The organism is Pseudomonas sp. S2_H01 (assembly GCF_054668305.1).
The window spans coordinates 5,408,050-5,420,601 of record NZ_CP162756.1 but is presented as its reverse complement, the minus strand read 5'-3'; the positions used below and the strand labels follow the sequence as shown (position 1 = coordinate 5,420,601).

The following is a 12,552-nucleotide window of genomic DNA, read 5'->3' as shown; positions in this document are numbered from 1 at the left end:
CCGAGCACATCTGAAACGGCCCGTGCCGTTTGAGCTGTGCTCGGCGCACGCCGGCCGGCTTCAGGCGAACGGATCCATTTGCCGCTTCAGTTGCTCCCTCGCCCGAGACAGACGCGAACGCACCGTGCCGATCGGCACCCCCAGCGACGTAGCCGTCTCTTGATAATTGCCGTCCATTTCCAGTGACACCTCGATCACTCGCTGCATGTTCGAAGGCAGCGTGCCGATCGCTTTGACGACGCGCACCAATTGCCGATGGCCGTCAACCTGGTGGCCGATATCGCCTTGCGCCTCAATTTCGGTATGGGCGTGGTCTTCCCAGCTTTCCTGATACGGCTGACGATACATTTTGCGGAAATGATTGCGGATCAAGTTCAACGCGATGCCGCACAGCCATGTCTGCGGTTTGCTCGCATTCTGGAATTTGTGCTCGCTGCGCAGCGCCTCGAGAAAGGTGCATTGAAGGATGTCGTCGGCGTCGTCCGGGTTCATGACGCGCTTCTGAATGAACGCACGAATCATCTTCACCTGATCGCTGCTCAACTGACGAATGCCGGTTGATGGCTGACGACGGGTCGGGGATTCAATATCGAGTATCGAGAGGCTGGGAAACATCAGGGCTCTTCCTTGTTTGGAGTGTGTTAGCCCTATAGCGATATGCATGCCACTCAAATAACTATCGCAACCTACTGATAAATATAGATAGATAAACAGATGACTTTTCACGCCGTGCAAAATCTTGCGCGAGTGCGCTGATTCCCTTACAGGTTTTGGCACAAAGTGATCGATTGCCCGGTGAATGGAACCGGGCGGGCAGGACGACCCACTCAGAGCGCATGACCACGCTCAGAACCTGCCCATGAAGATCGCCGCCCCCTCTGCGCCACCTGCGTTGCACACCCCTGCCCCCGCTGCCGCGAGCAACGCGTCTTCGCAGGTCACGGCGCTGCGCACGAACACCCCGAACATGGGCGGGACGTCGCCGCAACAGGTCTCCCGATTTGCCGCTGCGCTGGTGCAACAAAGCCGTGGGCTGAGCCAGCGCGAATTGATTGCCAGCAGCAATGCGCTGCAATCGCGCGCGGTGAAGCTGGGCGAGCTGTATTCGCTGCTGATGGGGAGTCAGGACACGGGCCTCGACGACGCAGCGCGCAACCTGCGCAAGCAGTTGCAAAAGCAACGTGCAGCCAGCCTCGCGCAGGTGTTGAGTTTCGCAGGCGGGGACCCGGCCAAAGCCCAGGTGGTCTTGCAGGCCGCGCGAAAGCAGGCGCAGGCCGACGGCGCCACGGGTGAGCATGTCGTGCTGACCCAGCAACTCAAACTGCTGCGCCGCCAATACGGCCAACGCGCCCGCGCGGGCATCAACAGTGCGAAGGCATTCGCCAAGTCCGGTACCGACAGCAAACGCCGTGGCGCCCTGCGTAACCTCTATGGGGTCGCAGTCTCAGGGCAGCAGAACATCACGGGGCTGATCGATGCTCTCCTGAGTGAGCAAGAAGAGGCCGGTGAATTCGAGCTCAACTTGCGCGACATGCGCAGCGCCATTGCCGACGACCTGTCGGCCCTGACACCCTCAACCTCCCACCAGCAATTGCGCACCTTGATGCATGGCCTGAATACCGCGCGCCATGTCGCGACATTGCTGCAAGGGTGCGAACACCTGCTGGGCCGCATGCGCAACAAGAACCCCGGGCTGCAAGTCGACTCGGCGGCCTTCCTCAAGCACCTGCTGGCGCTGTCGGGCAAAGGCATGAGCCTCAATGAAACACTGCAGCTGACCCAACACATCGGCGGCAAGCACCTCAAACATCAGCTGGCCTTTCTCAACGGCCTGCGCCCGATGCTGCAACAACTGCCGATTCTGCTCTGGCGCGACATGAAAAGCCGTCAAACCGCACTGGGCAACCTGCTCATCCTCATGGCCGAACTGACTCGGCAGGAACAGAACCAGCTCCAGGGGGGCATTGCCTGATGGATCGTGTCATCAACCTGCTCAACCAACTCGCCCTGGCGGCGATGCGTCGCTCGGAAATCGTCGGTGCGTTCGTGGTCATCGCCATCGTGTTCATGATGATCACGCCCCTGCCCACGGGGCTGGTGGATGTATTGATCGCCATCAACATCTGTATTTCCTGCCTGCTGATCATGCTCGCCATGCACCTGCCACGGCCGCTGGCGTTCTCCACGTTTCCGGCGGTACTGTTATTGACCACCATGTTCCGCCTGGCCCTGTCGATTTCCACCACGCGCCTGATTCTGTTGAACCAGGACGCCGGGCACATCGTCGAGGCCTTCGGTCAGTTCGTGGTGGGCGGCAACCTGGCCGTGGGCATGGTGATTTTCCTGATCCTCACCGTGGTCAACTTTCTGGTGATCACCAAGGGCTCGGAACGGGTGGCCGAAGTCGGGGCGCGCTTCACCCTCGACGCCATGCCCGGCAAACAGATGTCGATCGACAGCGACTTGCGGGCCAACCTGATCAGTGTGTTCGAGGCGCGCAAACGGCGGGCCGAACTGGGCAAGGAAAGCCAGCTCTTCGGTGCCATGGACGGTGCGATGAAGTTCGTCAACGGTGACGCCATCGCCAGCCTGATCATCGTCGCCATCAACATGATCGGCGGCATCGCCATCGGTGTGGTGCAGCACAACATGAGCGCAGGCGATGCCTTGCAGGTCTACACCGTGTTGACCATCGGCGACGGCCTGATCGCGCAGATTCCCGCACTGCTGATCTCCGTGACCTGCGGCATGATCATCACCCGCGTGCCCGATGAAGACAGGGCCGAGGCCAATATCGGCCGGCAAATTGCCGAGCAGATCACCAGTCAGCCCAAGGCCTGGATCATCGCGGCGGTGGCGATGCTCGGGTTCGCCGCCCTGCCCGGCATGCCAACGGCGGTTTTCATCGTCATCGCGATCATCTGTGGCAGCGGCGGCCTGTTGCAGTTGCAACGCGCCAGACCAAAAGCCGAGCAGGCGCAGGCCACCGTGGTAGCGCCTGAAATGAACGGGCGCGAAGACCTGCGCACGTTCTCGCCGAGCCGGCAGTTCGTGCTGCAGTTTCACCCCGGTCAGAACCCGGCGCACGTCGACGCGCTGGTCAGCGAGATCCGGCAACGACGCAACCGGCTGGTGGTGCAATACGGCCTGACCCTGCCCTCGTTCATCATCGAACAGGTCGAGCAGCTGCCACCGGACGAGTTCCGCTTTTCGGTGTACGAGGTGCCGCTGCTCAAAGCCACGTTTACCCAGAGCCATGTCGCGGTGGACGCACGCATGCTTGAGCAATCGCCTGACGCGGCGGTGTACGGCAGCACCGATCGCCAGGAAGGCCAATGGCTGTGGTTACCCGCCGATGCGCCGCAACTGCAGGACCCGCACGTTGAACGGGTGGATGCCATGACCTTGATCATCGAGCGCATGGAGCGCGCGCTGCAATCCTGCGGGCCGCAATTCATCGGTCTTCAGGAGACCAAGGCGATCCTGGGCTGGCTCGAAAGCGAGCAACCGGAACTCGCTCAGGAAATGCAGCGGGTCTTGCCACTGGCGCGATTCTCGGCGGTCTTGCAACGTCTGGCTTCCGAATGCGTACCGCTGCGGGCGATCCGCGTGATCGCCGAAACCCTTATCGAACACGGGCAGCACGAACGTGAAGTGACCGTGCTCGCCGACTACGTGCGCATTGCGCTGAAGTCGCAGATCTATCACCAGTACTGCGGCGCCGAAGGCCTGTTGGTCTGGGTCCTGACGCCTGAAAGCGAAGGCATCCTGCGCGATGGCCTGCGCCAGACCCAGACTGAAACCTTCTTTGCACTGGACAACGAGACCAGCCAGTTGCTGGTGCAACAACTGCACATTGCCTTCCCGCTGCGCGCCGCCGAGCAAGCCGTTCTGCTGGTCGCACAGGACCTGCGCAGCCCGCTGCGGACCTTGCTGCAGGAAGAGTTCTACCACGTGCCAGTGCTGTCTTTCGCCGAGATCAACAATGCCGCACAGGTCAAGGTGTTGGGCCGGTTCGACCTGGAAGACGACCTGAATGACGATCTCGATGAATTGGATAACGAGCACGCCGCTTGAGTACCTGGAGAATCTCGCATGTTTGAATTACGGGTATTGACCGGCCTGCACCAAGGCGCGGCGCTACCGCTGGTGGGCGAACAATGGGCGATCGGGTCTGATGCAGAACAGGACCTGGCGCTGCACGATCCCGGCGTGAAGCAAATGCATTGTCGTCTTCAACGACAAGGCGACCGCTGGGTACTGGACGCCGCCGACGGCGCGGTCTGCGACGAAGAAGGCCATCGCCACGCAACCACTGAACTGACGCCCGACACCGCGTTCGTGCTGGGCTCGGTGTGGCTGTGCGTCTCCGCCGCCGAGGACCCATGGCCGTCGGTGCCTGCGCTGATCCAGACGCCACCACCGGCCCCGGAACCCGAGCCCGTCGCCGGCACGCCGCCACTGGAAAAGGTCGAATCCCGCGCTCGCGTGCTCAATCGCACCACCGGCATCGTGATCGGCGTGTTGCTGGGGATTGCGGGCAGCGCGTGGAGCCTCACGCGCAGCAGCACAGCCACTGACTCACTCGCGGTCGCCACGGTCGCGCCCGCGCTCGAGCAACCCGGCGTCCAGCGCAAACCGGCCGCACCCCACAAGCGCACATCACTGACCAGCGTCGACGACACCCGCCGCCAGCTCAATACCATGCTCAGCGACCGGCTGCTCAGCGACGTGAACGTGCAGCAGACGCCGGAAGGTCTGACCCTGAGCGGCCACCTCAAGCCCGAGGCGCAGCTGGTCTATCAGCGCATGCTGCAACGGTTCAACGATCGCTACGATTCGCCCGTGGCCTTGATCGATAACGTCACGGCTTCCGGCAGCGGCCTGCCCTTCACCATCGTGCAGATCATGTCCGGGCCCCACGCCCATCTGGTCACCGCTGACGGCCATCGGTTGTACATCGGCGACGAACTCGCCGGGCTGCGCCTGACCCGCATTGACGACAACCGCATCCAGTTCGACGGCGACCGGCATTACGAGGTGAACTGGTGAACGCAGCCCTGGATCAATGGAAGACCGGGCACGCCCGGCGCTTGAGCGGGTTTTCGGCGGTGCAGGTCAGCGGCCGGGTGAGTGCTGTCAGCGGGATCCTGCTGGAGTGCCAGATACCGGCGGCCAAGGTCGGCGACTTGTGTGAAGTCAGCAAAGCAGACGGCAGTGTCATGCTGGCGGAAATCGTCGGTTTCACGCGTGACTGCACGTTGCTGAGCGCCCTTGGCACGCCCGACGGCATTCAGGTCGGGGCCCGTATTCGCCCGCTCGGCATGGCGCATCGCATTGGCGTTGACGACGGTCTGCTCGGCAGCGTGCTTGACGGCTTCGGCAGGCCCTTGCTGGGAGACTCACAGGGCGCGTTCGCCGGCCCCGGCGATCGCCGGGTGACGCTGCCGGTCATCGCGGACGCGCTGCCGCCGACTCAACGCCCGCGCATCACCAATGCGCTGCCAACCGGTGTGCGTGCCATCGACAGCGCCATCTTGCTGGGTGAAGGCCAACGGGTCGGGCTGTTTGCCGGGGCGGGTTGCGGCAAGACCACGCTGATGGCTGAACTGGCGCGGAACATGGCCTGCGACGTTATCGTTTTCGGCCTGATCGGCGAGCGGGGTCGCGAACTGCGCGAATTCCTCGACCACGAACTGGACGCCACCCTGCGCAGCCGCTCGGTGCTGGTGTGCGCGACCTCCGACCGCTCCAGCATGGAACGTGCACGCGCAGCCTTCACCGCCACTGCCATTGCCGAGGCGTATCGCGAGCGCGGGATGAAAGTGCTGTTGCTGCTGGATTCGCTGACGCGTTTTGCCCGCGCCCAGCGCGAAATCGGCATTGCGGCGGGCGAGCCGCTCGGACGCGGCGGCCTGCCACCCTCGGTGTACACCTTGTTACCGCGGCTCGTGGAGCGCGCCGGGATGAGCGAAACCGGCTCGATCACCGCCCTCTATACCGTGCTGATCGAACAGGACTCCATGAACGACCCGGTGGCCGACGAGGTGCGTTCGCTGCTCGATGGTCACATCGTCCTGTCACGCAAACTCGCCGAGCGCGGCCATTACCCCGCTATCGATGTGCAGGCCAGCATCAGCCGGATTCTCAGCAACGTCACCGGTCGCGAACACCAACAGGCCAACAACCGCCTCAGACGCCTGATGGCCGCCTACCGACAGGTGGAGATGCTGTTGCGCCTGGGCGAATACCAGCCCGGAGGGGATCCCGTGACCGACTGCGCGGTGCAATTGAACGAGCCGATCAACGCCTTTCTCCGCCAGGACCTGCGCGAACCCGTGCCGCTGCAGGACACCCTCGACGGGTTGATGCAGCTGACCTCGCAGTTGCCGGAGTGAGCCCTTGGAAGAACAGCTCGACATTGACCCGCAGCGCCTGATGCTGGAACACGTCATCTGCGTGCTCACGCCATTGCGACAGCACCGACAGGCCAGCGCCGAGCGTGCGCAACGCCGGGCTCAGAAGGCACTGGAAGACATGCAGGTGCATTTGCAGCAGACCCGCGAATCGTTGACGCAAGAGCGCGACAACCAGCGCGAGCGGCGACAGGGGCTGAGCGTTGCGCACCTGAACAAACAGATGTCGCTGAATGACCTTGATCGCTGGCACGAGAAGGAGCACCGCATGCTCGATCGTCTGGCCTATATCCGGCAGGACGTGCAGCGGCAACGGTTGGGCATCGACGAACAGCAACGGCAACTGGTGCAGGCCAGGGACGCGGCAAAGGCGGCTCAACGAGCCGTGGAAAAGCTGGCCTGCCTGGCTGAAGCCCTCAATGAACCCGATTAAGCCTCAACTAAAAAGGTGAACCATGAGCACGCCCGTTCAATCCGCGCCTCGCGCCCACCCTCAGCCGCAGGTACGGCCGACGCCAGACACACCGTCTACTTCAACCGATACACGCCCTGCCCTCGGCGTGCGGCGTGGCGACACGGACCGCGTGCGTGCGGCCTGGAAACCGTCGACTCAGCCAGAAACCACCAACGCCGACGGTCTGTTCTTCTCACAGCTACTCATCCCGACCGTCAGCGAAGAGCCCGATCACTCAGGGTTTTCCGGCAGCGGCCTGAGCCTGCTACCACCCGCAGACGGCGTGCCGACTCAACTGATCGACGAGCTCGCGCACCGACTACCCTTGCATCCGGACGGCCCGTTCAACGTCACGCTGCTGATGCCCTATCTGGGCAAAGTGCAGGTCAACGCCAGCAAACGCGAGAATCACTGGAGCGTCGAACTGGGCTTCGCGAAGAAGGGCGTGCTCAAACGCCTGAACCCTCATCAGCGTGCCTGTGAGGGCGCCCTCGCCGCGGCCTTAGGACAGGATGTCGACTTGTCCTTTCATGAAGCGCTGCCGGCATGAGCGCCCTGTCACTGCGCAAAGTCGATTCCACGACCGCACACCTCAGCCGTAGCCTCGGCTTGGGGGTCAGCCTGCATTTCAACGTTCAGGGCGAACACGGCACGGTGAGTCTGATCCCTCTCATTGCCGACCCTGTGGCTGAACCCCGGCTCCATTGGTTCAACAGTGCATCGGGCCCCTTCGGGCTGAGCGATGCCGAGGCCATGTTGAGTCTGCTGGGTGAACTGCCCGTCACCCTCGCGGGCGATTTTCAACCGTGGTACTGGCAGGTGCTCAATCAGCGAATGAGCCCTGCGGTGGCGGAACTGTTTTGTCCTCTTGCGCCACTCAGCGATATCACTGCACTGCCTGTCGCTGTGATGACGTGCCGGATACAGGTGCAAGGGGAGGATCAGTCACTGCATGGACTGTTCCGGGCAGACGCCGCAACGCTGTTGCGATTGCTGCAGTCCGCGCCTTGGCGCGCCCATCGACAGACGCTCGATGAAGCGTGGTTGATCACTCAACCGCTTGAACTCGGACACCTGTCGTTGACCCTGGCACAACTGGCTTCGCTGCAACCCGGCGATGTGTTGCTGCCCTCGCTGTGTCACTTCGACAGCGACGGCAATGGGCGCCTGCAACTGGGCGGCCGGCAGTGGGCAGTGCAAACCGACAGTCACCAAGGGCGACTGTCTGTGCAGCTCAGTCACGAGGAACCCCTGGAACATGGCCAATGAAACGCTGTACGACGAAGCACTGGAGATGTCACCTGACGATGAATACGAAACGCCGCGGGTAGATGACGAGGGCTACGACGACCCGGCACAGCCGATGCACGCCGAATCCGACTGGCAGGCCCACGAGGATGAACAGCCCGTCGACGCGCCGTACCTTCTTGACGATGGGGCTGATGATGCGACGATTCACGCCTCGCTGACGCTTGACCCTCTCGACCAGTTGCCCATGGCGCTCACCCTGCGCTGCGGCGTCTTGTCGATAAACCTCGGCGATCTGCGCCGAGTCGCTGCCGGCACCATCCTTGAAGTCAGCGGCGTCACGCCAGGTCACGCCACGCTGTGTCACGGCGAGCGTGTGGTGGCCGAGGGCGAACTGGTGGATGTCGAGGGGCGGCTGGGCCTGCAAATCACCCGGATGGCGTCGCCCGCATGATCACGGACGGGATGAACCCGGTATTGCTGGCGCTGTTTCTCGGCGCCTTGTCGCTGATTCCGTTCTTGCTGATCGTCTGCACGGCCTTTCTGAAAATCGCGATGACGTTGTTGATCACCCGCAACGCCATCGGTGTGCAGCAAGTGCCACCGAACATGGCGATGTACGGCATCGCGCTGGCGGCCACGATGTTCGTCATGGCACCGGTGGCCCACGACATCCAGCAACGGGTGCATGACCACCCGCTGGAGATGGGCAGTAGCGACAAACTGCAGGCCAGCGCCATGACGGTCATCGAACCGCTGCAACGCTTCATGACCCGCAATACTGACCCCGATGTCAGCGCCCACTTGCTCGACAACACGCAGCGCATGTGGCCCAAGGACATGGCCGATCAAGCGACCAAAAACGACCTGCTGCTGGCGGTCCCGGCGTTCGTGCTTTCGGAGTTGCAGGCCGGGTTTCAGATCGGCTTTCTGATCTATATCCCGTTCATCGTGATTGACCTGATCGTCTCCAACCTGCTGCTCGCGCTGGGCATGCAGATGGTGTCGCCGATGACCATCTCCCTGCCGCTCAAGCTGCTGCTGTTCGTCCTGGTACAGGGTTGGACGCGCCTGCTCGACAGCCTGTTCTACTCGTATATGTGAGGCGGTCATGGAAGCGTTGGCGTTGTTCAAGCAAGGCATGTTTCTGGTGGTCATCCTCACGGCGCCGCCGCTGGGTGTCGCTGTACTGGTGGGCGTGATCACCTCGCTGGTGCAGGCATTGATGCAGATCCAGGACCAGACCCTGCCCTTCGGCATCAAACTCGCGGCGGTCGGCCTGACCCTTGCGATGACTGGACGCTGGATCGGCGTCGAGCTGATCCAGTTCATCAACATGGCGTTCGACCTCATCGCCCGTTCCGGGGGCGTGCACTAGATGCCTTTCGACGCACAGGGGCTGTTCGAACTGATGCTGGGCATGGGTCTTGCGGCGGCTCGGCTGTTGCCGTGCATGATTCTGGTGCCCGCCTTTTGCTTCAAGTATCTCAAAGGCCCGTTGCGCTACGCGGTGGTGCTGGTGGTCTCGATGGTCCCGGCGCCGGCGATCAGCCGCGCGCTGTCTGCACTCAATGACGACTGGTTTTCGATCGGCGCGCTGCTGCTCAAGGAAGCGGTGCTCGGAACGCTGCTGGGCCTGCTGCTGTATGCGCCGTTCTGGATGTTCGCCTCGGTCGGCGCCCTGCTGGACAGCCAGCGGGGTGCGTTGAGTGGCGGCCAGCTCAACCCCGCGCTCGGCCCGGACGCCACACCGCTGGGCGAGCTGTTTCAGGAAACCCTGATCATGCTGGTGATCCTCTCGGGCGGCCTGTCATTGATCACCCAGGTGATCTGGGACAGCTATCAGGTCTGGCCGCCCACCGCGTGGTTGCCGGGCATGACCGTCGATGGACTGGACCTCTTCCTTGAGCAACTGAATCAGACGCTGCAACACATGATGCTGTACGCCGCGCCGTTCATTGGGCTGTTGCTGTTGATCGAGGCTGCGTTGGCGATCATCGGTCTGTACGCGCAGCAGCTGAACGTGTCGATCCTGGCCATGCCGGCGAAAAGCATGGCGGGCATCGCTTTTCTGCTGATCTACCTGCCCACCTTGTTGGAATTGGGTAACGGTCAGATCCTGCAACTGGCCGACCTCAAGCATCTATTGATCCAACTGGTGCCGGTGCCGTGAGCGAAAAAACAGAAAAAGCCACGCCCAAACAGCTGCGCGACGCGCGGGAAAAGGGTCAGGTCGGGCAGAGCCAGGATCTGAGTAAACTGCTGGTGCTGCTGGTGGTCAGCGAAGTCACCTTGGGTCTTGCGGATGAAAGCGTGGCGCGTTTGCAGCACCTGATGTCACTCTCGTTTGAGGGAATCGGCCAGCCTTTCATGCACACCCTTGAGCAGGTGGCGAGCGAGGGCCTGACGACACTGATCGGCTTTATCCTCAGCAGCGTGGGCGTGGCGGTCTTGATGCGACTGGTCGGCAGCTGGATGCAGATCGGTTTCCTCTTCGCCCCCAAGGCCCTGAAGATGGACATCAACAAGATCAACCCCTTCTCCCATGCCAAACAAATGTTCTCGGCGCAGAACCTGACGAACCTGTTGCTCAGCGTGCTTAAGGCGACCGCGATTGCGGCAACCTTGTACGCCGTGGTGAAACCGTCGCTCGGCGCTCTGATTCTGCTCTCCAACACTGACCTGACGACCTACTGGCATTCGCTGCTGCAACTGTTCCGGCACATCCTGCGGGCGACACTGGGGTTGCTGCTGGTGATCGGCGGCGTCGACTTTGCCCTGCAAAAGTATTTCCATGCAAAGAAGTTGCGGATGAGCCATGAGGACATCAAAAAGGAATACAAGCAGTCCGAGGGCGACCCGCACGTCAAAGGCCATCGTCGACAGCTGGCGCACGAACTGCTGAACCAGGCCCCAACCGCACCGCCGAAACCGGTTGAGGACGCCGACATGCTGGTGGTGAACCCGACGCACTATGCGGTCGCCCTGTACTACCGACCGGGGCAGACGCCGCTGCCGCTGATTCATTGCAAAGGCGAAGACGACGACGCGCTGGCGCTGATTGCCCGCGCCAAAAAAGCCGGCATACCCGTGGTGCAAAGCATCTGGCTGGCACGCACGCTGTACAAGGTCAGACCCGGCAAACACATCCCGCGTCCGACCTTGCTGGCGGTGGCGCATATCTACCAGGTCGTGCGCCAGCTTGAGGAAGTGACCGATGAGGTGATCCGGATTGAGGATGCGTGATGTCGCCGTGAGTCCAGGGAGGCGGTGGGCCTGAAAGAGCTGGGGTTGTGTGGTGTGACTGCTGCTGCGCAGCAGATCTCGGGACAAGCCACGCGCCTACGCCCTGCGGGCAGAATCAACCTGCCATCCGCCGCTGTGCCTCTGCCAAAAGCGTAGGAGCGCCCTGCGGGAGGCTAATCTGCGAACACCGCGTCTTACGGCATGGGCCGGGTTTCCTGGGACATGAATTCGGTGATGCGTGAACGCAGCCAGCGCTCGGCGGGGTCGTTGTCGTGGACGCCGCTCCAGACCATCGACAGCTCAGCCGGCTCGATCGGGAACGGCGGGTCTTCGGCACGTAGAGCACAGCCTTCCACCAACGCACACGCGGCGTAATCCGGAACCGTGGCGATCAGTTCGGTGCCGGCCAGCAATGCCCGCAGACCACTGAATTGCGGCACGGCCACCACCACCCTTCTCGCCCGGCCGACTTTGGCCAGGTCGATGTCAATGTTGCCGGTCAGATCCCCCGAGAACGACACCATGGTGTGTGGACGCTCGCAGTAATCGTCCAGCGTCAAGGTGCCGGGGCGTTTGTCGCCGCGCAGCACCTTGCAACCAATGTCGCGCAGCTTCTTGCGCTTGGCGTTGGCGGGCAACTCGGTGGTGTAACTGATCCCGACCGAGATTTCGCCCGACGCCAGCAACGCCGGCATGAGCAGAAAGTTGGCCCGACGCACCACGACGATGATGCCCGGTGCTTCTTCACGCAGCTGGGTGAGCAACGGCGGAAACAACCCGAACTCTGCATCGTCGGACAAGCCGATGCGGAATACGTCGCAACTGGTGCTCGGGTCGAACTCCTTCGCACGGCTCACTGCGCCGGAGATAGTGTCCAGCGCCGGTTGCAGCTCTTTGAGGATGTCCAGCGCGCGGGCGGTCGGCTCCATCGCCCGACCGTTGCGCAACAGCAAAGGATCATCGAAAAGATCGCGCAAACGCGCCAGCGCCGCACTGATTGCCGGTTGCCCCATGAACAGCTTCTCGGCCACACGGGTCAGGTTTCGTTCGAACATCAAAGCTTCGAAGATCACCAGCAAGTTCATGTCGACGCGACGCAGATCGTTGCGATTCATTGAGCGGTTCCGGTTGTCAGGGAGGGAGGCGTGAACAAATGCCTGCGCGAGACAGAAGTTTGCCAGATATACA

At 62.3% G+C, this 12,552-nt stretch carries 14 protein-coding genes; 12 read left to right on the top strand and 2 right to left on the bottom strand.

Features of this window, described 5'->3' with window-relative positions; translation table 11 throughout:
* Positions 1-60 precede the first annotated feature (60 nt).
* On the bottom strand, positions 61-615 hold the full coding sequence (locus AB4N84_RS24145) for an RNA polymerase sigma factor (RefSeq protein WP_460043546.1): 555 nt from the start codon (positions 613-615) through the stop codon (positions 61-63).
* A gap of 244 nt (positions 616-859) precedes the next feature.
* Between AB4N84_RS24145 and sctW the strand changes: the two genes are divergently transcribed.
* The 12 genes from sctW to sctU are packed head-to-tail and all read left to right on the top strand — an operon-like array spanning position 860 to position 11,364.
* Complete coding sequence (gene sctW, locus AB4N84_RS24140) at positions 860-1,972, top strand: type III secretion system gatekeeper subunit SctW (RefSeq protein ID WP_460043544.1); 1,113 nt, start codon at positions 860-862, stop codon at positions 1,970-1,972.
* On the top strand, positions 1,972-4,077 hold the full coding sequence (gene sctV / locus AB4N84_RS24135; RefSeq protein ID WP_460043542.1) for a type III secretion system export apparatus subunit SctV: 2,106 nt from the start codon (positions 1,972-1,974) through the stop codon (positions 4,075-4,077). The genes sctW and sctV overlap by 1 nt, the downstream gene beginning before the upstream one ends.
* A gap of 18 nt (positions 4,078-4,095) precedes the next feature.
* Positions 4,096-5,052 (top strand): type III secretion system inner membrane ring subunit SctD, encoded by a 957-nt coding sequence (sctD, locus tag AB4N84_RS24130; RefSeq protein WP_460043540.1) that lies wholly within the window; start codon positions 4,096-4,098, stop codon positions 5,050-5,052.
* Complete coding sequence (locus AB4N84_RS24125; RefSeq protein WP_074751301.1) at positions 5,049-6,398, top strand: FliI/YscN family ATPase; 1,350 nt, start codon at positions 5,049-5,051, stop codon at positions 6,396-6,398. The genes sctD and AB4N84_RS24125 overlap by 4 nt, the downstream gene beginning before the upstream one ends.
* A 4-nt stretch (positions 6,399-6,402) precedes the next feature.
* Complete coding sequence (gene sctO, locus AB4N84_RS24120; protein WP_460043539.1) at positions 6,403-6,849, top strand: type III secretion system stalk subunit SctO; 447 nt, start codon at positions 6,403-6,405, stop codon at positions 6,847-6,849.
* Positions 6,850-6,871: 22 nt separating this feature from the next.
* Positions 6,872-7,420 (top strand): type III secretion system HrpP C-terminal domain-containing protein, encoded by a 549-nt coding sequence (locus AB4N84_RS24115; RefSeq protein ID WP_460043538.1) that lies wholly within the window; start codon positions 6,872-6,874, stop codon positions 7,418-7,420.
* A complete protein-coding gene (locus AB4N84_RS24110; protein WP_460043537.1) occupies positions 7,417-8,139 on the top strand; it encodes a type III secretion system protein in 723 nt (240 codons plus the stop codon). The genes AB4N84_RS24115 and AB4N84_RS24110 overlap by 4 nt, the downstream gene beginning before the upstream one ends.
* A 25-nt stretch (positions 8,140-8,164) precedes the next feature.
* Complete coding sequence (locus AB4N84_RS24105; protein ID WP_460047118.1) at positions 8,165-8,572, top strand: FliM/FliN family flagellar motor switch protein; 408 nt, start codon at positions 8,165-8,167, stop codon at positions 8,570-8,572.
* Positions 8,569-9,222: a type III secretion system export apparatus subunit SctR gene (gene sctR / locus AB4N84_RS24100; protein ID WP_074751309.1), complete on the top strand. Its 654-nt coding sequence runs from the start codon at positions 8,569-8,571 to the stop codon at positions 9,220-9,222. The genes AB4N84_RS24105 and sctR overlap by 4 nt, the downstream gene beginning before the upstream one ends.
* Positions 9,223-9,229: 7 nt before the next feature.
* Positions 9,230-9,496 (top strand): type III secretion system export apparatus subunit SctS, encoded by a 267-nt coding sequence (gene sctS, locus AB4N84_RS24095; protein ID WP_062381833.1) that lies wholly within the window; start codon positions 9,230-9,232, stop codon positions 9,494-9,496.
* Positions 9,497-10,291, top strand: a complete 795-nt coding sequence (gene sctT, locus AB4N84_RS24090; RefSeq protein ID WP_460043536.1) for a type III secretion system export apparatus subunit SctT — start codon at positions 9,497-9,499, stop codon at positions 10,289-10,291.
* Positions 10,288-11,364, top strand: a complete 1,077-nt coding sequence (gene sctU / locus AB4N84_RS24085) for a type III secretion system export apparatus subunit SctU (protein ID WP_074751313.1) — start codon at positions 10,288-10,290, stop codon at positions 11,362-11,364. Before sctT ends, sctU begins: the two co-directional genes overlap by 4 nt.
* A gap of 194 nt (positions 11,365-11,558) precedes the next feature.
* Here the strand turns inward: sctU and AB4N84_RS24080 are convergent, their stop codons facing one another.
* Complete coding sequence (locus AB4N84_RS24080) at positions 11,559-12,479, bottom strand: LysR family transcriptional regulator (protein ID WP_074751315.1); 921 nt, start codon at positions 12,477-12,479, stop codon at positions 11,559-11,561.
* Positions 12,480-12,552: the final 73 nt, after the last annotated feature.

Bases quoted from the DNA above. Each gene is read 5' to 3' on its own strand.
- sctT (WP_460043536.1), top strand. From the start codon at position 9,497: ATGCCTTTCGACGCACAGGGGCTGTTCGAACTGATGCTGGGCATGGGT.
- AB4N84_RS24145 (WP_460043546.1), bottom strand. From the start codon at position 615: ATGTTTCCCAGCCTCTCGATACTCGATATTGAATCCCCGACCCGTCGT.
- sctV (WP_460043542.1), top strand. From the start codon at position 1,972: ATGGATCGTGTCATCAACCTGCTCAACCAACTCGCCCTGGCGGCGATG.
- sctD (WP_460043540.1), top strand. From the start codon at position 4,096: ATGTTTGAATTACGGGTATTGACCGGCCTGCACCAAGGCGCGGCGCTA.
- AB4N84_RS24105 (WP_460047118.1), top strand. From the start codon at position 8,165: ATGTCACCTGACGATGAATACGAAACGCCGCGGGTAGATGACGAGGGC.
- AB4N84_RS24115 (WP_460043538.1), top strand. From the start codon at position 6,872: ATGAGCACGCCCGTTCAATCCGCGCCTCGCGCCCACCCTCAGCCGCAG.
- sctR (WP_074751309.1), top strand. From the start codon at position 8,569: ATGATCACGGACGGGATGAACCCGGTATTGCTGGCGCTGTTTCTCGGC.
- sctS (WP_062381833.1), top strand. From the start codon at position 9,230: ATGGAAGCGTTGGCGTTGTTCAAGCAAGGCATGTTTCTGGTGGTCATC.
- sctW (WP_460043544.1), top strand. From the start codon at position 860: ATGAAGATCGCCGCCCCCTCTGCGCCACCTGCGTTGCACACCCCTGCC.
- AB4N84_RS24110 (WP_460043537.1), top strand. From the start codon at position 7,417: ATGAGCGCCCTGTCACTGCGCAAAGTCGATTCCACGACCGCACACCTC.
- AB4N84_RS24080 (WP_074751315.1), bottom strand. From the start codon at position 12,479: ATGAATCGCAACGATCTGCGTCGCGTCGACATGAACTTGCTGGTGATC.